General features: G+C 41.5%; 17 protein-coding genes. 10 read left to right on the plus strand and 7 right to left on the minus strand.

Going from position 1 to position 21957, the window contains the following annotated elements:
* Nucleotides 1–44: 44 nt before the first annotated feature.
* Complete coding sequence (locus CDG77_RS06140) at nucleotides 45–1433, minus strand: AAA-like domain-containing protein (protein ID WP_190233914.1); 1389 nt, start codon at nucleotides 1431–1433, stop codon at nucleotides 45–47.
* A gap of 276 nt (nucleotides 1434–1709) precedes the next feature.
* Nucleotides 1710–2372 (minus strand): class I SAM-dependent methyltransferase, encoded by a 663-nt coding sequence (locus CDG77_RS06145; protein WP_094328513.1) that lies wholly within the window; start codon nucleotides 2370–2372, stop codon nucleotides 1710–1712.
* Between the two features lie 379 nt (nucleotides 2373–2751).
* Here CDG77_RS06145 and CDG77_RS06150 point away from each other — a divergent pair, with 379 nt between their 5' ends.
* A complete protein-coding gene (locus CDG77_RS06150; RefSeq protein WP_094328514.1) occupies nucleotides 2752–3690 on the plus strand; it encodes a phosphoribulokinase in 939 nt (312 codons plus the stop codon).
* A gap of 79 nt (nucleotides 3691–3769) precedes the next feature.
* On the opposite strand, the gene CDG77_RS06155 is transcribed toward CDG77_RS06150, so the two are convergent.
* Together CDG77_RS06155 and CDG77_RS06160 are read right to left on the minus strand one after the other, a co-directional pair.
* Nucleotides 3770–4345, minus strand: coding sequence for a hypothetical protein (locus tag CDG77_RS06155; protein WP_094328515.1), 576 nt, complete (start codon nucleotides 4343–4345; stop codon nucleotides 3770–3772).
* 46 nt (nucleotides 4346–4391) lie between these two features.
* Nucleotides 4392–4955 (minus strand): hypothetical protein, encoded by a 564-nt coding sequence (locus CDG77_RS06160; protein ID WP_094328558.1) that lies wholly within the window; start codon nucleotides 4953–4955, stop codon nucleotides 4392–4394.
* Nucleotides 4956–5027: 72 nt separating this feature from the next.
* Between CDG77_RS06160 and CDG77_RS35215 the strand changes: the two genes are divergently transcribed.
* From CDG77_RS35215 to hisS, 3 genes are all read left to right on the plus strand, one after another.
* Entirely contained in the window at nucleotides 5028–5291 is a 264-nt protein-coding gene (locus CDG77_RS35215) for a hypothetical protein (protein ID WP_143856964.1), read from the plus strand.
* A gap of 109 nt (nucleotides 5292–5400) precedes the next feature.
* The gene (locus CDG77_RS06165; RefSeq protein WP_094328516.1) at nucleotides 5401–5850 is read left to right on the plus strand and encodes a DUF3598 family protein; all 450 of its coding nucleotides are present in this window, start codon (nucleotides 5401–5403) and stop codon (nucleotides 5848–5850) included.
* Between the two features lie 125 nt (nucleotides 5851–5975).
* Complete coding sequence (hisS, locus tag CDG77_RS06170; protein ID WP_094328517.1) at nucleotides 5976–7364, plus strand: histidine--tRNA ligase; 1389 nt, start codon at nucleotides 5976–5978, stop codon at nucleotides 7362–7364.
* Nucleotides 7365–7538: 174 nt separating this feature from the next.
* Here the strand turns inward: hisS and CDG77_RS06175 are convergent, their stop codons facing one another.
* Both CDG77_RS06175 and CDG77_RS06180 read right to left on the minus strand, forming a co-directional pair.
* Nucleotides 7539–8585, minus strand: a complete 1047-nt coding sequence (locus CDG77_RS06175; protein WP_094328518.1) for a glycerate kinase — start codon at nucleotides 8583–8585, stop codon at nucleotides 7539–7541.
* Nucleotides 8586–8600: 15 nt separating this feature from the next.
* Nucleotides 8601–8933 (minus strand): DUF565 domain-containing protein, encoded by a 333-nt coding sequence (locus tag CDG77_RS06180; RefSeq protein WP_094328519.1) that lies wholly within the window; start codon nucleotides 8931–8933, stop codon nucleotides 8601–8603.
* Between the two features lie 560 nt (nucleotides 8934–9493).
* Between CDG77_RS06180 and CDG77_RS06185 the strand changes: the two genes are divergently transcribed.
* Both CDG77_RS06185 and CDG77_RS06190 read left to right on the plus strand, forming a co-directional pair.
* Nucleotides 9494–10117, plus strand: coding sequence for a hypothetical protein (locus CDG77_RS06185; protein WP_094328520.1), 624 nt, complete (start codon nucleotides 9494–9496; stop codon nucleotides 10115–10117).
* A gap of 179 nt (nucleotides 10118–10296) precedes the next feature.
* Nucleotides 10297–12204, plus strand: coding sequence for an ArnT family glycosyltransferase (locus CDG77_RS06190; RefSeq protein ID WP_181154146.1), 1908 nt, complete (start codon nucleotides 10297–10299; stop codon nucleotides 12202–12204).
* 64 nt (nucleotides 12205–12268) lie between these two features.
* Here CDG77_RS06190 and CDG77_RS06195 read toward each other — a convergent pair whose 3' ends face one another.
* The gene (locus CDG77_RS06195; protein WP_094328560.1) at nucleotides 12269–15502 is read right to left on the minus strand and encodes an ATP-binding protein; all 3234 of its coding nucleotides are present in this window, start codon (nucleotides 15500–15502) and stop codon (nucleotides 12269–12271) included.
* A 917-nt stretch (nucleotides 15503–16419) separates the two neighbouring features.
* On the opposite strand from CDG77_RS06195, the gene CDG77_RS06200 reads away from it, so the two are divergent.
* The 4 genes from CDG77_RS06200 (at nucleotide 16420) to CDG77_RS06215 (ending at nucleotide 21596) form a co-directional block, all read left to right on the plus strand.
* Complete coding sequence (locus CDG77_RS06200; RefSeq protein WP_094328521.1) at nucleotides 16420–17001, plus strand: KaiA family protein; 582 nt, start codon at nucleotides 16420–16422, stop codon at nucleotides 16999–17001.
* Nucleotides 17002–17105: 104 nt separating this feature from the next.
* Complete coding sequence (gene kaiB / locus CDG77_RS06205; RefSeq protein WP_094328522.1) at nucleotides 17106–17420, plus strand: circadian clock protein KaiB; 315 nt, start codon at nucleotides 17106–17108, stop codon at nucleotides 17418–17420.
* A gap of 272 nt (nucleotides 17421–17692) precedes the next feature.
* The gene (gene kaiC, locus CDG77_RS06210; protein WP_094328523.1) at nucleotides 17693–19255 is read left to right on the plus strand and encodes a circadian clock protein KaiC; all 1563 of its coding nucleotides are present in this window, start codon (nucleotides 17693–17695) and stop codon (nucleotides 19253–19255) included.
* Nucleotides 19256–19358: 103 nt separating this feature from the next.
* Nucleotides 19359–21596, plus strand: a complete 2238-nt coding sequence (locus tag CDG77_RS06215) for a TolC family protein (protein WP_094328524.1) — start codon at nucleotides 19359–19361, stop codon at nucleotides 21594–21596.
* Nucleotides 21597–21957: the final 361 nt, after the last annotated feature.

The raw sequence follows: 21957 nt of genomic DNA on the forward strand, positions 1-21957 counted from the left end.
TACTTATTTTCTTAATTTGTCTTTCAACAGTCTACCAGAACTATTTAGTATGCTGAATGCTTTCCAAGCTGTTGGCTAAAATAAAGGCGATATAACTCACACATAGCGTGAGCTTGATTGCCATTGAGTTTAACCAAACCCATACTTTCTAGTTTATAAGCAGCGATCGCATCTAGCTCTACTTTTTCATCTGTTGCAATTACCTGTTGCATAGCTGACATTAATTCCGGTTCTATTTGCAGTAAGCTCAATAGTTCTCGTAAATGCTGACTGTAAATTCCTACTGGTGTAGATGCGGTTTCTAGTAATACCTCTAATGTCATTTCCTCCTGACATAGATGATAAAGCGCCAGGCTAACTAAATAGGGATGTCCTCCTACCATTGCTTGTAGAGGTGCAAGGCGTTTTGCCCCTTCGGAGTCTGCTGCCCAATGTAGTCTGTAACACAATGCTAAATTCTGTATCTGATTGAGAGTTAACGGTGGCAACGTAATTGTTATGCCAACATTGAAAGGCGATTGGTTAAGCTTGAGTGGAATATAAATTTCTGTGGTGTGAACTACCACCATCCGTAGTTTTTGCCAGATTTGCTCCTGCTTTGCTTGTTCGTGCCAAAATCGCAGCATTGGCAGAAAGTCTTGGGCAATATTGGGATGTTCAAAAACTCGATGGACTTCATTTAAAGCCAAAACTACAGGACTATTATCAATGTATTGCAGCAAATATGCTTCAAAATAGATTTTGCAGCTTACCTTGCTGCCCATTTCCGTATCCCAAAAATCATCTAGACAGGGAAGCAGATTTAACTGTCTGCTGACATTGACACAAAACCAACGCAAAAATTTATCGAGAGAAGCAAAAACGTCTTGATCGGCTTCTTGAAAGTCTAAATAAACAATTTGATAACCTTGCTCTCTAGCATAAGCAATCATCCGATTGAGCAGCGAACTTTTTCCGGTCTTTCTAGGTGCTTTGATTCGGATTAAGCAACCTGGATATAAAATCTCGTTACAAACAAGTTCTTCTAGGGGAGGGCGATTGATGTAAAGAGGAGAACCCAATGGTAGAGGGCCGCTAGGAAATTCCATCTTGCTTGCTGAAAAAAAGTCTGAAGAAACCATTTCTAAGCTAGATTCTTCGTCCAAATCTTGTTGGCTCTGATTTTCCCCATCGTCTATTTTGTCTTCCAGGTATTTATTCAACGCTAAATGCAGATTTTTTTTTGTTACTCTTTTTCCCAGTGCTACGGAAAGGTCTTGCCACAATTCAGAGCCAACTTCCTTGATGTAATTGTTGCGGTAGCCTGATTCCTGTGCCATTTCACCATAAGTTTTGCCCAACCATGATTGATAAAGTACAAACCATTGGATGGAAGCAAGAGGCTTGTCTTGCAGAATTCTTTCTACTGCTTGCAGAATATCTTCCACGGATATCAAAGGTTAAACAGTTAGTAGATGGATTTATCTACTTTGGTCTATTAATAATATACAACCGAATAAATATTTTAAAAAATAAAAATGAATATATACGGTTATATTTATTTACATTATAATTAATTTGCAAGGGAAGAAAATACTTAGTAAGAAAAGTCAGCCGCTAGAAATGTTCTTCTTTCCAAGGAGAACTTGTGAAACCACTATTTTTTAAAAAAGTGATACCACGGTAGTTTCTGCGTTCGTAACAAATAGATAAATGAGGATTTAAAGATATTACTTTTTCAGTGCTAGAGTCAAGCCATCTGCGATCGCTACTAAACTAAGACTAACTCGCTGGTCTTGATGCAGCTTTTGATTAAAGCCCCGAATCCTTTTAGTTCTATTATCCTGAACTTGAGGATCGGCAACCTTGCCTGACCAAAGCACATTATCGATCGCAATCAGTCCCCCCGGACGCACTAGTTGCAGCGATCGCTCATAATAAGCATCATAGTTGCTCTTGTCTGCATCGATGAAAGCAAAATCAAAGGTTTCCGCCTCTCCTGTTGCCAGTAAACCATCTAAAGTATCCAAAGCTGGGGCAATGTGCAGTTGAATTTTATCAGCCACTCCAGCTTGCTGCCAATAACGCCGAGCGATCGCTGTAAATTCCTCACTCACATCACAGGCTACCACCTTCCCATCATTCGGTAACGCCAATGCCACCACCAGGGAACTATAACCTGTAAATACCCCAACTTCCAGAGTTTTTTTCGCTCCAAGCAACTGCACCAGTAACGCCAGAAACTGCCCTTGTTCAGGAGCTATCTGCATTCTCCCTACTGGATGCTGGGCTGTTTCTTGCCTCAGTTGGATTAAAATTTCCGGTTCTCTGAGAGAGACTGATAGTAAATAATTATACAGATTTTCTTCGAGTCCTAATGTTTTAGTTGTCATAAATTTGGGGCATTGGGAATTGGGCATTGGAGACGAGTCTTTGATGCCCGCCAACGATTTTTTAGATTATGCCAAATCTCAGAAATGTAGTGGGAATTTCATGAATTGTCCCTACGCATCCTACTGGATAATTTATTTTTTGTAAGTCTCTTAGACTCAGAGTTTATTCTGATACCGGCTAGGTGAGAATGAAATAGCTCTGATTTTAACAGCTATGTAAATTGCAATTATTATGCAATAAACCAGCACAGAGACATTCTATATGTAGAGATATTGCATACCAAGCCTTTCTTTGAGTTACTGGCCTAAACCCTCCTAGAATAAAGACTATTGTAGGGAAATTGTATTAATAAACATTACTTTTATTCTGGGAGGTATGATGAGCCGTCCAATAATTCTTGGTATTGTCGGTGACAGTGCTGCTGGGAAAACAACATTAACGCGGGGAATTGCTCAGGCACTCGGCCCAGAAAATGTCACAATCATCTGTACAGATGATTATCACCGTTACGATCGCCAACAACGTGCAGAAATTGGCATCACCGCCCTCCATCCCGACTGCAACTACTTAGATATTATGCAGCAGCACCTGTCGCTACTACGTACAGGACAGCCAATTCTTAAGCCAGTTTATAGCCATAAAACAGGCACATTCGAGCCACCGCAGTATATCAAACCCGGTAAATTTGTGATTATTGAGGGATTGCTCGGTTATTCTACTCGCGCCGCCCGTGATTCTTACGATGTTAAAGTCTACCTTGCACCCCCGGAACAAGTACGTGCTAAGTGGAAAGTCAAGCGAGATACCCAAAAGCGTGGCTACACTGCTGAACAAGTACTAGCTGAACTAGAAAAGCGCGAACCAGACTCAGCCCAGTTTATCCGTCCGCAACGGCAATGGTCTGATATAGTAATTAGTTTCTATCCACCCACTGATGAAGCTGATGAAACTAATGGACACCTGAATGTCCGCCTGGTACTGCGTCCGACAATTCCGCATCCAGATTTCACCCCAATTACCAACTCTAGCTATGGTAATTCTGACTCAGCCATCCGCCTGGGGCTAGACAGGGATATGAGTAAGCCTGTGGATGTCTTAGAAGTTGATGGTCATGCCACCTTAGAACAGGTGAATAAGCTAGAGCATATTATTTGTTCTGATATGCCCCATTTGCGAAATATTTGCGATCGCGAAAGTAATCCCGAACTGGGTAAAATTGCTGGTACAACTGGGGAGACATTGCAAAGTTACCCTCTTGCTCTCACCCAGCTAATTATTACCTATCACATGCTCAAAGCAACGCAAATTTATCAATAAATCAGCGAAGATAAAGGGGTTTAAATTGCTGGTGTAGACGCGATCGCACTTTGCTAACTACTCAAATTTTAGATATTGCTTATGGTTGTACCTTGACGGCGGCTTGCAGCAATTCAATATCTCTAATCTGAAGAATGCCACTACTCTCAAATTGCACACCGATTTGGATCTTGGCAGCATCCGCTTCTTTTTTAAAATAGGCACGCACTTTGTAAGGCTGAAAATTTTCCGTTGGTGCAACTCCTCTACCCCATGAAGTTGTTCTCATTCCGCCCGATTCTCCTGGTCTACCTACACCCAAACTTACTGCAATTGATTTTTCTGTGTTCAACGCTTTGGCATTAAATTGACAAGCAAGAACACACTCTTGAACATCGGGTTGTGCAACTTCAAACAAGATGACTTTTCGCAAAGGATCTGTACTATTAGTTAGAAAGCGCTGGGTATTATCGTCATAAGCTTCTATTTGCCAACTTTCTCCGACAATTGCAATGCCTCCCTTTGTCACCGTGGAATCGGCAGGTGTAAATCGACGAATCAATACAAATGGCTCTGCGGGTTCGGGAATAGCAAGGGGTTTTTCTAGCTCCTTAAGGGCTTCCTGGGCTTTAGAGAGAATAAAATTTGTTAGATTGTTGAATAGCTCGTCAAACATAGCGTACTTTACTAATTACTCAAATTTCAAGTATTGCTCATGATTGCTACTTTACAGGCGCTTGCAATAATTCAATATCTCTAATCTCAAGAATGCCACTACTCTCAAATTGCACACTGATTTGAAGTGTGGCAGCATCTGCTTCTTTTTTAAAATAGGCACGCGCTTCGTAAGGCTGAAAATCTTCCGTTAGTAAAACCTCTGTTGACCAGAAGTGCCTCCATGTGCCCCACTGTCCCGTTCTCCGCCAACCTAAACTAACTTTGATTGGTTTTTCTGTGTTTATTGCTTTCGCGTTAAATTGACAAGCAAAAACACACTCTTGGATATCGGGTTGTGCAACTTCAAACAAGATGACATTTCGCAAAGGATCTGTACTATTAGTTAGAAAGCGCTGAGTATTATCGTCATAAGCTTCAATTTGCCAGCTTTCTCCGACAATTGCAATACATCCCTTTGTCACCGTAGAATCGGCAGGTGTGAATCGACGAATCAGCACAAATGGCTCTGCGGGTTCGGGAACGCCGAAGCGCTTTTGCAGATCGTTACCGACTTCCTGAATTTTAGAGTCAATAAAACCTTTGAGATTGTTGAATAGATCGTCAAACATAGCGTAGTTTACCACCAGAGACATCGCCCTAAATCATATTATTTTTAGTATTCCCTTTAAGAGAGCAACCTTTTGTCATACTTGGACGTTGCTGTTTATCCGCTAAAACATCCTTTATTACGTCTGATTTATCTCTGGCGGCATAAAGCGATCGCCCCCGGTTTCGGTACTCTGGCCAAAAGTTGCTGGAATGTACGCAATCCGCGATCGCAGATTGGCAGCCAGTGGCTAAGGAGAAGAGGAAAAGTAGAGCGATCGCTTATATGGGTTTTCGACTCTAAATTCCTTAAACATTTTGGTTTGAATCTCGAACTGCTTTGCTTGCTTATCAATTAACTTATGGGTGTACTTGGCAACGATCGGATTTATCTTGATAATGAAAGTGTGTGTTTTAAGCATTAAAGAGCATCACAAAAATTGCAAATTCTAAAAAGGTTGATACAACATGGTTTCTAATATTCGACAAGAAATGCCCGTACTTGCCCGTCATGAGGGAGATTGGGTAGGAACTTATACATTAGTTGATACAGCAGGAAAAATCCTCGACAGTTATGAGTCTCACTTAACTTGTCAACTTCCAGAAAATGGCCCTCATCCCTACTACCAAATTAATCGCTATAAGTGGTCTGATGGGAAACGAGAAGAATATGAATTTCCCGGAAGCTATAAAGATAATAAACTCTGGTTTGACACCGATCGCATTCAAGGTAAAGCTTGGGAAGCCGATGATTCAATTGTGATTTTGTGGTTTACTTATAAAACAAACCCAGAAATGAGTTTATACGAAATGATCTACATTAGTCCTGACAATAACAATCGTGCCCGCACTTGGCATTGGTTTAAGAACAATAAAATCTTTCAACGCACCTTAATTCAAGAAGAACGGCTAAAATAGTAATTTCTGTTCTCAAACATAATCATTCATTATTCTCCAGTCCGCGCAGGCGGACTTTGTTTGTGTAGCCACGATTTCCAGTAGTTAGACTTTCATCTCAAATAGCAACTTAGTAAGGTACACGTATGGCAAAAGTTGACAAAATAAACTTTTCTACTCCTAGCGGTTTTCCAGAATTTTTGCCTAATGAAAAACGTCTAGAATTATATTTGCTAGATATCATCCGTAGAGTTTTTGAAAGCTACGGATTTACGCCCATCGAAACACCTGCTGTAGAACGTTTAGAAGTGCTGCAAGCTAAAGGAAATCAAGGCGATAATATCATTTATGGCATTAATCCGATCCTGCCACCAAATCGACAAGCTGAGAGAGATAAATCCGGCGAAACGGGTTCAGAAGCAAGAGCTTTAAAGTTCGATCAAACAGTTCCTTTGGCGGCTTATATTGCTCGTCATTTAAATGAGTTAACTTTTCCCTTTGCCCGATACCAAACAGATATGGTTTTTCGAGGAGAACGGGCGAAAGATGGGCGTTTCCGTCAATTCCGCCAGTGCGATATTGATGTAGTTGCTCGTAAGGAACTCAGCTTACTTTATGATGCTCAGATGCCTGCAATTATCACTGAAATATTTGAAGCAATTAACATCGGTGATTTTCTGATTCGCATAAATAATCGCAAAGTTCTTACAGGCTTTTTTAAGTCAGTTGGAATTACCCAAGATAAAATTAAATCATGTATTGGTATTGTTGATAATCTAGAAAAAATTGGTGAAATTAAAGTAAAGCAAGAATTAGAAAAAGAGGGAGTTTCCGGCGAACAGACGCAAAAAATTATTGATTTTATTAAAATAGATGGTTCCGTTGATGAAGTACTAGAGAAGCTTAAGCACCTCGCCCAAAGCCTGCCGGAAACCGAGCAATTAAGTCTGGGAATTAGCGAATTAGAAACAGTAATTGCAGGCGTGCGTAATCTTGGAGTTGCCGAAAATCGCTTCTGTATTGATTTATCCATTGCTCGTGGACTTGATTACTATACTGGTACAGTTTACGAAACAACCTTGTTAGGACATGAAGCTTTAGGTAGTATTTGTTCTGGCGGGAGATATGAAGAATTAGTCGGGGTATTTTTGGGTGAGAAAATGCCTGGTGTCGGCATTTCTATCGGCTTAACTCGCTTAATTAGTCGGTTGTTAAAAGCGGGTATTCTTAGTACCTTAGCTGCTACACCAGCCCAGGTGATGGTAGTAAATATACAAGAAGATTTAATGCCAACTTATTTAAAAGTTTCGCAAAATCTCCGTCAAGCTGGAATTAATGTTATCACTAATTTTGATAAGCGTCCCTTGGGTAAGCAATTTCAGCTAGCCGATAAGCAAGGAATTCAATTTTGCGTAATTATTGGTTCTGAAGAAGCAGCAGCGCAAAAGTCTTCGCTGAAAGATTTGAAAACAGGCGAACAAGTAGAAGTGTTACTGATAGATTTAGCTGAAGAACTTAAAAAAAGGCTTGGCTAAGAGGATGTTTTAAAAGTTTCATTGTCGGTATCAAAAGTTCTAGATCGCTCTAACCCCCGTAAAAAGGGGGCAAAAACATCCCAAAGTTCCCCTTTCTAAGCAATAAGGAGTAGGATAAATCACGCTTTAAGCAAATTATAGTGTTTTTACCTGATTTGCTTGAGAAGTAACGCCCTAAGTGCGATCGCAATAAACTTCACCAAAGCTACGATCGGCATGGATCTCAATCACTAAATCAACTACTGTTGCATCTTTTACCAACGGCTTGATAAATAACTCCGGGTGAAGCGATCGCCAAAAATAATTGACAAATTGCTCTATCTCTGAATTGCTCATCCCCGACTTCCCCGCAGCAATCATCTGCTGTTCCGCCTGTTTGCGCCACTCCAAAGAACAGCGATAATCGGTTGGATAAAGCAAAATTAAGCTGTCTAATCGCTCCCACAGTGGTAAATAATCGTGGAGGCGATGATTAATGTCACGGGCAAATGCTCTATCCTCATCTGTGAAAATTGGCGGCGGTGCAGTATCAAATACATCTGCGTTAACTGGTCGTACACCCACAAACCAACCTTCAAATAGTACAATATCTACACCCGTTACCATTTCTGGAGTAGTGCGATCGCCAGCGCCTTTGTATGCAGATTTATCAAAGCGGGGAACCATAACCGAACTTTGCGACTGGCGGATTTGATCTAGTACATCTAAGCCTAAATCTACATCGTGGGTTCCTGGTGGACCGCGCCAAATCAAGCGGGGATCTTGTTGTGTTAAAATCAAGCGATCGCTGTAAGTTTTATATAAGTCATCCAAAGACAAACTCAGAGCCTGGTATCCCAACTGATTCAGAATCAAGCTGAGAACCTTAGACATTGTGGTTTTACCAGTGCCTTGTCCTCCTAATATTCCTTGAATCAGAGGGCGTTCCAACTGTTGGCGCTGCGATGCTAGTTTGATCGCCAAAGGCAGCCACAAGTCCCACAAAACTTGTAACATTTCCTTAGGTTCGATTTGGAGGGTAGTTTGGCAGAATTGACTGAAAGCTGGGAGGACAGATTTTAGTAACTGCGATCGCTTTTCTATCACCTCATCGACATTTTCCGGCACGATCCCAAAAGCTTTAGCCCTTAACTTATCTGCCAGCGCTGCAACTCTAGCTTGTTGCTGCCAAGTTTCCCCCAGTGCATCCGTTACCAAAATTTCACCCAGCCACAAATTCATAAATTCCTCATCTCCCTACGATCCCAGCTTAAAGGCTTCAAGAAACAGGCTGTAAGTGAAACCAACTTTAAGGAGATTTAGTGAGTCTACAAAGAGCGATCGCTTGGCGAAAAAGCTCTGACTGTAAAATATCCTACTAATAACTTCCGTCAACACTACAAAAAAACCAGCTACCACAATATCTAATTCTGCCCGTTGACCGGCTGTAGTGGAAACTGCGTTTCCCAGAAAAAAACCGAACAAAAAACTAATTATCAGCAACGATAGCCGCCGCCAAGGATTTAAAAACCATTGACCCAAGCGTGTAACAATGGCATCAAACAAGTTATTGAGACGGGTATTTTGCATCACAATGACTTCTAAGTAAAAGTCAAGATATCTTGAAATATCTCTATATTAGGTAAGGAAGATATTAGTTTTAGTCTAAACTTATTTGTTAATATTATATATATATGCTGGATATCCAGTGTTAATCCAAATTTGCACATCCGATCGTCTTTCAGAAAGTACAGTCCCTTCAAAGGGTAATTATTCTAACGCAAGATTAAATATATATCTTAGATTTATCTAAGGTTTGGCAAAGAACGCCTTGTTGAAGCCGTTAGCAGTTTCAGTAAATCCTTATTTTTTATACAAATGAATTGGCAGGCGCGGTATCTAATTTTATTATTTTTATCCAAGCCTACGGTCAATACATAAAACAAAGGGTGTCTGTAACCCTTGTCTATCAAACATCAAGGGAATTATTTCCACCAAATATTTTCCGATAAAAATGATATTTATAATACATTAGTATCCCTAATTTTAGGAAAGTCTATATTAGGATACTTTCTATGATTGGCTTTTGTGATAATAGGCTACTATTTGGTCAAGCCTAGACAAAATATTTATTTCTAATAACTATCAATATGAAATATTCAGTGTATCGTAACGTCGGTATTACAGCTTCTTGCTTGGGATTGCTTGTTGCGTTGGTAGGATGCTTTGGATTGAGTGTATCCTTTGAGTCCACAAACCCAGATACATCTTCACAACTGCCAACAGAAACTCAAGGGTGGGAGACAACTTCCTCTACACCTGTTTTATCTGAAAAAGGTATTTCCGCTAATCTATCTACTCCAAGCAATCAAGTAGAACATAGTATTAGAGATAATACTTATCCTGTCTTGGCAGAGCGTGATAAATCAGCAAGCATTGCCAAGGGTGAAGGGACTTTACGGATGAGCAATCAAACAAATCAGCCTGTGCGGTTGGCTCTACTGGCACGACAGTCAGTAGCAAAAGGCTCTAGTACTAAACAGACTCACTATGATATACCGGCACATTGGGATTTTGCTCCCCAAGAAGGTAGTGAGAAGGGACTAGTTTTATCGCTACCTCAGAATAATTTAAAACTGGAGAAGGGAGATATTTTAGTTGCTTTTGCACAAGATGGTTCCCGTCGTTACTGGGGCCCCTACGTTGTCGGTGAAACTCAATTACCTAAATGGAATTCCCAAAATAGGGAATGGCAACTAGTTCTGAGTCCATAGTTAGTAGCGCTAACAGCACCCTCGATCGTTCAGTCAAACTTTTATTTTGACATTGTAGGCAGTGTCTACCCTACAGTTGGTAGAGTACTGAGTAGAGAAAAATTATTAAATTAAAAACTCCGAAGAACAAAACATAGATAACCAACGACTATTGAGTAGTGATTGTTGACTATTGACTAATGAGCATGAATTTGAGTGTTAAGCACACTGTTGATCGGTGGTTCAACAAGATAGCAAAGAATCCAGCCCTGAGCGTAACTGTATCCATATTGTGGTTAATGGTGATTGGCTGGATCGCTTTTGGGTGGAATTTGGGCAACACTGGCTTGATTGATGAGACAGAGCCGCTATTTGCCGAAGCTTCCCGCCAGATGTTCGTTACAGGTGATTGGATAACCCCATTTTTTAATGGTGACACTCGTTTCGATAAACCTGCTTTAATTTACTGGTGTCAAGCGATCGCATATCACATGATTGGGGTGAATGAGTGGGCAGTACGCCTTCCTTCTGCGATCGCAGCATTCGGCTTAATTTGTTTAGCTTTTTACACCATACAGTGGTATTTAATTAAACAAGACGAATTAGAGCAAGTTTCACGTCCTACTCGTCGCTACTTAACATCTTTTACAGCAGCAGCGCTCATGGCACTCAATCCCGAAACTATTATTTGGGCGAGAACGGGTGTCTCTGATATGTTGCTTACCGGATGTATGGCATCAGCTTTGTTATGTTTCTTTCTAGGGTATGCAGGCAAAGATGGGGCTGGGGGCTGGGGACTAGGGACTGGGAAACAGGGAATTGCAGGAAGTGGGGAGGAATTTTCCCAATCCCGGAGCGAAACGAACTCCCCATTCCCTAATAAGTGGTACTTAGCTTTTTATGTGCTAATTGCCGGAGCAATTTTGACTAAAGGCCCTGTGGGAATTGTCTTACCGGGGCTAATTGTTGGTGCCTTTTTGCTTTACGTGGGAAGGTTTCGAGAGGTATTGCGAGAAATGCGCCTCTTGGTGGGTATGCTGATAATTTTGGGTTTGTCAGTGCCCTGGTATGCTTTAGTAATTTGGCGCAATGGCTGGAATTACATTAACTCCTTTTTTGGTTATCACAACCTGGAACGCTTTACAGAAGTAGTTAATGGTCACTCAGCACCTTGGTATTTTTATTTTATAGTGGTGCTGTTGGGTTTTGCACCATGCTCAGTGTATATACCAGTAGCAGTAATCAGGCTCAAGTTTTGGCAGCGATCGCATTGGCGATCTGTTGAACGTTTTCAGCAGTTTGGTTTATTCGCCTGGTTCTGGTTTGCTAGCATCTTTGGCTTTTTCTGCATTGCTGTTACCAAACTTCCTAGTTACGTGTTGCCTTTAATGCCAGCAGCAGCCATCCTGGTAGCCCTGTTGTGGAGCGATCTTTTTCAAGATATGGAGACACAGCAAACAACTTCTGCTTCTCCTCCACTCCTGTGGAGTGGTTGGTTGAATGTAGTGTTTTTATCAGTTCTGTCAACAGCACTGTTTAACATAACCCACATATTAGGTACCGATCCAGCTATAAGTAACTTCCACGAACTAATTCAAAAATCTGGTTTACCAGTAATAGCCGGCGTAATGTGGTTGGTTTCTGCCATTTTAGTTGCGGGTTTATTATTGAGTCGTCAATGGAAGCACATTATCAGTATTAATTTAATCGGGTTTGTGGCGTTTGTAATTTTTGTTTTAACGCCTGCTTCGTTTTTTATCGATCGAGAACGTCAATTACCTTTAAGAGAATTATCTGCGGTTATCCTAGAAGCAAAACAACCAAATGAAGAATTGATCATGCTTGGCTTCAAAAAGCCTAGTGTGGTATTTTATAGCCACATTCATGTAAATTATTTAGGATTTCCCCAAGAAGCTATAGAGCATATTAAAAACCAGGCTGCCAAAGGGTTAAAACCTCCATCGGTGCTGCTATTGGCTGAACAGAAAAAGTTTTTACAAATGGACTTACAGCCAGATGATTACAAGAGTTTATCGACCAAGGGTGCTTATAACTTAGTTCGAGTTCCTTTTAAGAAAAAGAAAAATGAAAAAATAGATATATCTTAAATTGTCATTAGTCATTTGTCATTTGTAAATAACCAATTACCAGTGACTAATGACTAATGACCAATTAACATTTGCCATTGTAACCATTGACAGCTAAGGCTTGATTGATCTGGTTTAAGAGGTCTTCCATTGATATGGATCGCGGTAAAATTCGGGTAGCGATCGCACCAACAACAGTTTCTATAGATTCCAAACCATTCTTCTTCTGCTTGCTAATTTCCTGGTAAGCTACCCCAGCCGGAAAAGTGGTTTCTGAGCGATTTAATCGCTGATTTAGTACTACAATCGGTGGTAATTTGTCAGGGGAATCTCCTAATGTTTTCAAGGCTTTTAGCACATCTTTGTGGATAGCGGATTCTCCTAAACAAATTAGCAGTAAGTCAACGCTTTGGTGGCGAATTTGTTGTAACACTTCTGCCCAACAAGGACTCATCGCCGCTTTGAAGCCTGCTGTTTGTAGGTACTGAATTAAAGCTTGGAACCACTCAGACCCCCGTTCAGCTGTTTCACTACTAATTGAGCAATTTTTTTCTATCTGATAACCCTTCGCTTGCTTGCGTCTTACCTGGGGAAAATCACGCAACATTGTCAAATCTACTACCAAGATGTTAGCAGGGGAGCAAATACCAGAAGCAATTTGCAGTACTGACAATAAGGCATCTGTTTTCTCAATGCGACTGCTGTTGTCTTTGCTAAATGGTGTTAAGTAAGGAAATACAGATAATCCTGGTATTTTAGAAGCGATGAGAGTAGTTGCAACATCGCAAGTAACCAGTGGTATAGCCGCCAAACGTGGATGTTGAATTAGTTGTTTTAGATAAATTTGGGCGATGGTACTTTCGACATCTAGCAAAATGACATCAAACTGCCATACCCGTGCTAAAAGTTCTGCCTGATCTAGATCGTCTACTTCAATCACCCGATGTTCTCGAAGTGAAGAGTGGGGATTTACTGATTCCAACTGGGGATTCACCAATCTGAGAATTCGCAGTGGGGTTTTCGGTGGAATAATCGCGCTATTGTCTAACCCTTGCTGCGTAGCTGCTTGTGCAGTACATAATTTTTCTAGAACTGGTGCTAAGACTTGATGCTCTACTGGCAAACTTAAGAAACCATCGGCTCGGTTAGCAAATGCTCGATCTTTTTCGGCTCCCGTCGCAGTCACAATTACAGATATATGACGGGTTGCGGAGTCGGATTTTAGTAAAGTTAGCACATCCCAGCCTGATAGCAGGGGTAATAACGGATTCAAAAATATTGCTATTGGTTGCAAGCGTCGAGCTTTTTCAACTGCTTCTGTCCCCGATCGCGCAATTACTACCCGATATCCTAAACCCTTGAGTTTGTCGGTCAAGTCTTCAATATATCGGGCTACTGCCTCGACTACCAAGACCAAACGTTGCGAACTCGCAGGATGATGCTGTGTGTGTGTGGACTTACCGCTCTGCTGACGAGTTGCTGCGGGGTTTTCCCGTGTCTGTTGGTGTCGCGTTTCCTCTTCTTCTCTGATTCCCATATCTGGCTCAGAAAAGCCTGTTTTTGGAGGAGTAGGCGGCAGAAGTAGGGTAAAGTGGCTACCTTTACCTTCACGAGATAAGAAACTGACATCTCCTCCGTGGAGGCGAGCCAAGGCCCGAGTTAATACCAGTCCCAAACCAGTGCCTTCAAATTGGCGGGTAAGGGGATTTTCCAGTTGTTGAAATTTTTGAAAGATTAAGTGTTGCTGGTGTTCAGGAATGCCAATACCTGTATCCCAAATTGTAAAGGCAATCCATCCTTCCCAACGACTCACCCGCAGCCCGATTTCGCCGGATATTTCGGTGAATTTAAAGGCATTGGAAAGTAAGTGGACTAGCATCTGGCGTAAGCGCAACTCATCTGCCACCATCTGATCTAAGCCTAGTTCAATAGAAAGGCAGAATTGGGGAGCAGTTGAACGGGCATTTTCTTGAGTTTGGGATGTCGTTTTGGTAGTTTGAGTGTGGATGGCTTTGGCTTCTGATAGGGCGCGATCGCACACAGCCTGAATTTTCACCGGAGTTAGCGTCAAATCCATTTGTCCCGTTTCCATCCGGGTCAAATCTAAAATGTCGTTAACCACACTCATCAGGTGGCGGCCACTTTGATGAATCAGCCCCGCGTAACGGGCTTGACGCTCGTTGAGTTCTCCCAACTGCTGATCTACAAGCAAGCGCGATAATCCTAAAACGGCAGTTAGGGGAGTTTTGAGTTCATGACTAATACAAGCTAAAAACTCGTCCTTTAGGCGATTTAGTTGAATTAAATCGGCATTTTTTGCAGATAATTCTTTGCAAAGCTGCTGCTGTTCAGTCACATCAGTAGCTAAAACTAACCACAAATCATTGCTGAGTAAAACCTCTGACTCAGCACTCATCACTTTAAACTCAGGACTATCTAAGGGAATTTTGGCAAATTGCCAGATTCGCTCCTGACCATTTTGTACTTGGACAACGCAGGTACAAGTACCCACTTGACTATCCAAATAGCAGCGACTGTATACAGAATCTGGTGATGCTTCTTGTTGAGTCAGTTCTTGTTCAGCACCACGCTCATTCTCCCTAGAATTGGGATGAACTTTGATTGCCCGTTGGCTGACATATTCTGATTTTTCGGAGGACTTAGGAACAAGTATTGCCTCCACCTGTTGCCTAACTCCTTCTGGATCTTTCAAGGCTCCTAATTGCTGCCACCAAGCGGGATTTCTGGCTAACACCTCGCCAGTACCAGTTTGCAACATCAAAGGCCAAGGTAGTCTTTCTAGCAATAGTATCAGTGGCTGGTGTCCTAATGACTTGGGTTTATTTGACTCCTGACGCGACCTCTGGATGCCTGAACTTTCTAACCCAGCCATGCGTTCCTTAGCCAGCGATCGCAATAGGCGCGAACTATCCAGCAACCCTAAATATCGACCATCAGAGTCAATCAGCGCCCAATCTAAGTTCTGGTGTTTTTCGCCTTGTGGATAACACAAGCGCAAGCTTAATTGCTCTACACGTTCAGAAGCTGATATTGTCTGTATTGGCTCAATTAAACCTTGACCCCAGATAGAGACAGATTGCTGTAAATTTAGATTTTTATTGTCACTATGTGCTAATAATTTTTGGATTAAACGGGCAGAATACAGCAATCCTATAGGACATTGCTGCTGATTCAGTACTACCAAGCGATCGCACTGCTCTTGCTCAAAAATCTCCAGCACCACTGCCAAAGAAGATGTTTGGAGGCAGCTAGGTACGGTTGCCTGAAAGTCATAAAGCGGGTAATCTAGCATTAACATAGGGCTTTGGGGGTCATTCTTCCTGTGGAAAGCTCCGGCATCTCCATCTGCCAACTGTTGATGGTCTTTTCGCCTGAAGCCATATCCTCTAAGAAGACTCATATAAGCAACTCTGGTTATTTCAACGCCATTGAATAAAACAACGGGATTTCCCCTCACGGACACTTGCTTGCGGACGAGTGCATTTTTCCAAGAGGCGACGTTTCTGATTTATCGCAACTAGCCTCCCAGTTTCTTACTGGTATTTAAACTCCTCATCGATAGCGACGGCTACAACAATTATGGCCCCAAAGATTCGCTTTAGAACCTTGAGGAATTATAATGATTTAGAATCCGACAATCCTTTAAGTTCGTTTAAGTATCTTATCAAGGAGCAAAATCAAAAAATCTATCTACTTGTATAGATAAATATGCAAATAATAAATTAGCTACTGTGTCTCGTTATGGCGACATATAGACTAGTATTTAATTTTTGAAATCTTACGTAGGGGAGGCAGTCGCGTGGGCGGGTTTCCCGACTTGAGCGAACTGGCGTAGCCTAACGCACCATCAGCTTGGGATGGTGCGTTACGACGTTCCCTCTAACACACCCTACAAATACTTATATTTTTTCAAAAATCAAATATGATTCCTATAGTTAATTCATCATCAAAGACCTACTAAGTCCTACCACTCAGCTGCACTAGGTTGTTGAGTAGCTAGCATAAGCAGGCAACTATCCAGTTGAAAAATTTTGTGCATAAGCAATATACCTCCTGCCTCCTGCCCCCTTGGACTATCTGCTAACACAGAGCTTTATTTGGGCGTAGAATCACCAGTTTACTGCACATGAAGTTATTCCCCTAGAAGCGTTAGCCAAACTTCTTAGCCCACGTTTCTTTGTCAGGGCATTGAGGAGATAGATTATTAAAGAGTAAATGTTATTACCGATATTGATTCTGCAACCTGATGTTAACAAATGTTTAGAAAATCTAGTTGGCTTGGCCAATCAAAGGATTTTTAGTGGGTGGGCGTGGAAATTTATTGACGCAATTATTGCCCAATTTTGCTACTTACCTGTTGCTGCAACTACCACAGGGGAAATCAAATATTTACCAAATTGGCCGCCAAAAGATATAAGTAGCGCCTACACTGGCCAATACGTCTATGTATTTGCCAGTCAGATGCAAAAAAGCCAACAGCATTTCCAGGAGATGACTCCAGCAGAAAGGCAAGGATTATTAAGACAGCTTAAATCAGATTACACCCTAATCCTTATAAACTATTTTACTACAGACAAAACACTAAAAGAAAAAATTGATAAATTTATCAATACTATATTTTATGCTAATATTCCTGTGCCCCAAATCATCGAAATTCACATGGAAATAATTGAAGAATTTTCTATCCAGCTAAGAATAGAAGGAAGGAGCAATGAAACCTTACTTGATTATCGCCTGACCTTGATAGATATCTTGGCTCACCTGTGCGAAGTCTATAGAAGTTCGAGTTCTAGATAACTTAAAATTATCGATGTTCAATTGCGAATAAACTAACATTGTTAGTTATTCTTAACGTGCAAACACATCCTGTATTTCTATCTGTATAACTAGCCTTTAAATATATGATTAAAGCCAAAAAAACCTACGTTCTCAAGCTTTACGTAGCAGGGAACACCCCTAATTCCGTCCGGGCATTAAAAACACTCAAAGATATTTTAGAACAGGAGTTTGAAGGTGTTTATGCTTTAAAAGTGATCGATGTACTAAAAAGCCCGCAACTGGCGGAAGAAGATAAAATATTGGCAACTCCAACATTATCTAAAATTTTACCTCCACCTGTTCGCAAAATTATCGGGGATCTTTCAGATCGAGAAAGAGTATTAATTGGATTAGATTTGCTCTATGAAGAACTGAGTGAAGGAGATTTTGAAGAGTAAAATAATTAATGAATGTGGCAAGAGAGAATTTATAAAGGAAATTTTAACTGTGTAGGGAAGCCAGTGTATTGCTCTAATCAAGATAGCTCGATCGCTATTTATCTGGATGGGTTGCGTCAAAAATATTTATTTTGGCGATCTTTTAGTTCAGATTGTTACCTAACACACCCTACTTGCTTAAGATTTGGTTTATAAATATCCTAAAAAAATTGAGTCCAAACCTACTTTAGTAATAAAATAAACAGTTTTTTATACCCTTTTATTATCAAGCAATGAGTCAAAACGAGCAAATAGAACCAAATAAAACACCTAAAAATGGAGGTGTAGAAAAAATTCGCACGATGATCGAAGGATTTGACGATATTAGTCATGGTGGTTTACCAATTGGTAGAACTACTTTGGTTAGTGGTACTTCCGGTACAGGTAAAACTTTATTATCTCTTCAGTTTCTCTATAACGGGATCACCTACTTTGATGAAGCCGGAGTATTTGTCACCTTTGAAGAATCACCCAGTGATATCATTAAAAATGCCCATGTTTTTGGTTGGAACTTGCCACGCCTAATTGAAGAAGGCAAGTTGTTTATTCTTGATGCATCTCCCGATCCAGAAGGTCAAGATATCGTTGGGAATTTTGACCTTTCAGCACTTATTGAACGCCTGCAATATGCCATTCGCAAATACAAAGCTAAACGAGTTTCAATCGACTCAATGACAGCCGTATTTCAGCAGTACGAAGCGATGGGAGTAGTGAGACGCGAGATTTTTCGCTTGGTAGCACGGCTTAAAATACTGAATGTCACTACTGTAATTACCACTGAACGGGGTGAAGAATATGGCCCCGTTGCCTCTTTCGGTGTGGAAGAATTTGTTTCTGATAATGTAGTAATTGTTCGCAACGTTTTAGAAGGAGAACGCCGCCGTCGCACAGCTGAAATTCTCAAGTTGCGCGGTACAACCCACATGAAAGGCGAATATCCCTTCACGATTACTAATGAAGGAGTTAACATCTTTCCACTAGGGGCAATGCGTTTAACTCAACGCTCTTCTAATACCAGGGTATCTTCTGGTGTCGAAACCTTAGATGAGATGTGCGGTGGTGGTTTCTTTAAAGATTCTATTATCTTAGCAACAGGAGCCACAGGTACTGGCAAAACCTTGTTAGTTAGTAAGTTTATTCAAAATGGTTGTCTTAATGGAGAGCAGGCCATATTATTTGCTTACGAAGAATCACGCGCCCAACTATCTCGAAATGCTTCCTCTTGGGGAATTGATTTTGAAGAATTAGAGGATCGAGGTTTACTCAAAATCATTTGTACCTATCCTGAATCAACTGGTTTAGAAGACCACTTACAAATTATTAAATCAGAAATTGCTGTCTTCAAACCGGCTCGCATCGCCATTGATTCCTTATCAGCATTAGCGAGAGGAGTAAGCAATAATGCATTTAGGCAGTTTGTAATTGGCGTGACGGGTTATGCTAAACAAGAAGAAATTACTGGTTTCTTTACTAACACAACTGACCAATTTCTGGGAGCGCATTCGATTACTGACTCTCATATCTCCACGATCACAGATACAATTTTGATGTTACAGTACGTAGAAATTCGTGGAGAAATGTCGCGGGCAATTAACGTATTTAAAATGCGTGGGTCTTGGCACGATAAGGGCATTCGTGAGTATAATATCACTGCTGACGGGCCCGATATTAAAGATTCTTTCCGAAACTACGAACGGATTATCAGCGGTGCTCCTACTCGCGTTAGTATCGATGAAAAGGCGGAACTTTCTCGCATTGTCAGACGTTTTGAAGACAAACAGAGTTCCGAACCCTAAATTTAGTATCGTAGTATATTCTTTCCTAAATTTAGTATCGTGCTATATTCTGTGGTGAAGAAAGGTTTTCTGCCGCTAGATTGATTTTCGTGTGAGGGATGCGGTGAAAGGACAGCAATTATTCTATAGCTTCTTGCCTGGTGTGACGGCAGCGGTCTTAACAACTCAGCCTGCTTGGGCTGGTACTGTAAAACTAACTGGGGTAAAGGTGGCTTCTTCTCCTAGTGTTTTGACTTCTACTTATGGTCAAAACTCGGTTGTAGACATGATGAATACCCAACTGCCAAATAGTGCAAATGTTAGTGTTCCAACCCTAGTACCCAGTTTTGGTTTCACTAAACTTAGTATGAAGCCTTTAAGTAATAACAGTATTCCAGCATTTACGGCTGGAAATACTGTTGTGCCAATAAAACAAGTACTTAAGAAAGATCGAGGTAGATTTTTAAGTTTGACACCTACCTCTAATCCTTCCCAACAGGTAGATGTCAGCCGTTCTGCTCAAAATAACCAAAAACAGAGTAACTCAAGTGCTGATGGGCAGAAATCAGAGAGCATAGTAGTTCCCAACTACACTTCAAAACTCTCTCCTGTCCAAAAAGAAATTTTACCATTGTCTTCTGCACAGCAGCCAGTGGTTCAAAAGATAAATACTGTTACTGAGTTGCAAACATTTTTACAAACTTCAACGACAGGTGGAGAATCAGCGAAACTGTTGTCAGGGCAAAGATGCCAACAGGAGTCAGGGAAAAGTAAGACTGATTTCTTAGCAGCTTTGCGACTGGCTTCAAGCACCTGTTTACAACAAAATGCTGTTGGCCGCATTGCTCAAAGCAATACCCCGATTCCCACAGATTCTACCCCAACCACTGTACCAGGAAGCGTAACTCCTGCACCAGGGAATTCAGTGCTACCTGCCACTGTACCAGGAAGCGTAACTCCTGCGCCAGGGAATTCAGTGCTACCTGCCACCGTGCCAGGAAGCGTAACTCCTGCGCCAGGGGGTTCAGTACAAGTTCCCAATAACCTGATTCCTAACTCAAATCCCTTGCAATTTCCCACCAAAGCCGAGGAAGTGACATTTCAGGGAAATCAGCCGATTACTTTGGCACAGGCTCTAGAGCTAGCACGGCGTAACAACCACGATCTACAGGTGTCGATATTGCAGCTAGAACGCAGTCGTGCTGCTGTCCGCGAGGCACAAGCTGCTTTACTTCCCACTCTTGGTGTTAGTGCTGATATCACTCGCAGTCAATCTGCTTCGAGTCAACTTCAGGACGAATTATCCAGACAGCAAGGTTTCCCGTCTAACACAGGCTCACCTAGTACAGGTTTCAACGGTCAAGCACAACTGACATATAACCTTTATACTTCAGGGAATCGGGAAGCTACCATCAGACAAGCTGAGGAACAGGAGCGCTCTGATGAACTGGCTGTAGAAACTCAATACGAGACAATCCGCCTGAATGTTGCCACTGACTACTACAATCTGCAACAAGCAGATGAACAAGTGCGGATTAGCCAATCGGCTGTGACGAACTCTGCGGCTAGTTTGCGTGATGCAGAATCTTTAGAGCGGGCTGGAGTTGGTACGCGCTTCGATGTGCTGCGATCGCAGGTGACTTTAGCAAATTCTCAACAAAACCTGACTAATGCTATCTCCCAGCAGCAAATTGCCCGTCGTCAATTGGCTACTCGGATCAGTTTGCCGCAGTCAGTTAATATCAGCGCCGCCGACCCTGTACAATTAGCTGGTCTTTGGAACCAAACCCTAGAACAAACTATTGTGCTGGCTTTTCAAAATCGTTCGGAATTGCAACAGCAATTGGCACAACGTAACATTAGCGAACAACAGCGACGGCAAGCACTTTCAGCACTAGGTCCTCAAGTTAGTTTGGTAGCTAGCTACAGCCTACTAGATCAGTTCAATGATAGTGTCAGCGTGACTGATGGTTATTCAGTAGGAGTCAGGGCAAGCCTAAGTTTGTATGATGGGGGAGCAGCAAGAGCAAGGGCATCTCAGGCAAAAGCTAATATTGCGATCGCAGAAACTCAATTTGCCGAACAGCGCAACCAAATTCGCTTTCAGGTAGAACAAGCCTATTCTAATCAGCAATCTAGTTTGGAAAATGTTCAAACCGCTAATACCGCTTTAGAACAAGCTAGAGAAGCTCTACGTTTAGCCCGTCTGCGATTCCAAGCTGGTGTAGGCACTCAAACTGATGTGATTAACTCTGAAAACGACCTCACACAAGCTGAAGGTAATCGAGTCACAGCAATTTTGGGTTACAACCGCGCTTTAGCTCAATTACAAAGGTCTGTTACGCTCAGAGGATTACGCTAATTAGCCGAAACTCAACCGCGTCAAGACTTTTGACTGCTGTTGTGTTTTATAATGCACTTCGCATCTGTCTCAAGGCATCACAAGGGACTTCCAAATAAAAAAATAACCAATCGCTGCGTAAGCAGGGGGCAGAGGGAGTAAGAAAAATATAATCTGAATAAATTGGATAGTTTATTTTCTGGAAGTCCCCAAAGTCAAGTAGCGTTTCCGATCAAAAGCTTCCATAAACCTCATATTTTCAGTGTATTTGCTGAAAATATGAGGCTTTTTAGTCAGAAAAGCAATTTAGAAGTCTTTTTGCAAATCGCTTGTGGATAATAACTCACCTTGACCTTGATGAGGAAAAACTAAGGTTTTCCTG

Origin of the sequence: Nostoc sp. 'Peltigera membranacea cyanobiont' 213 (genome assembly GCF_002245975.1) — a bacterium.
GTDB lineage: Bacteria > Cyanobacteriota > Cyanobacteriia > Cyanobacteriales > Nostocaceae > Nostoc.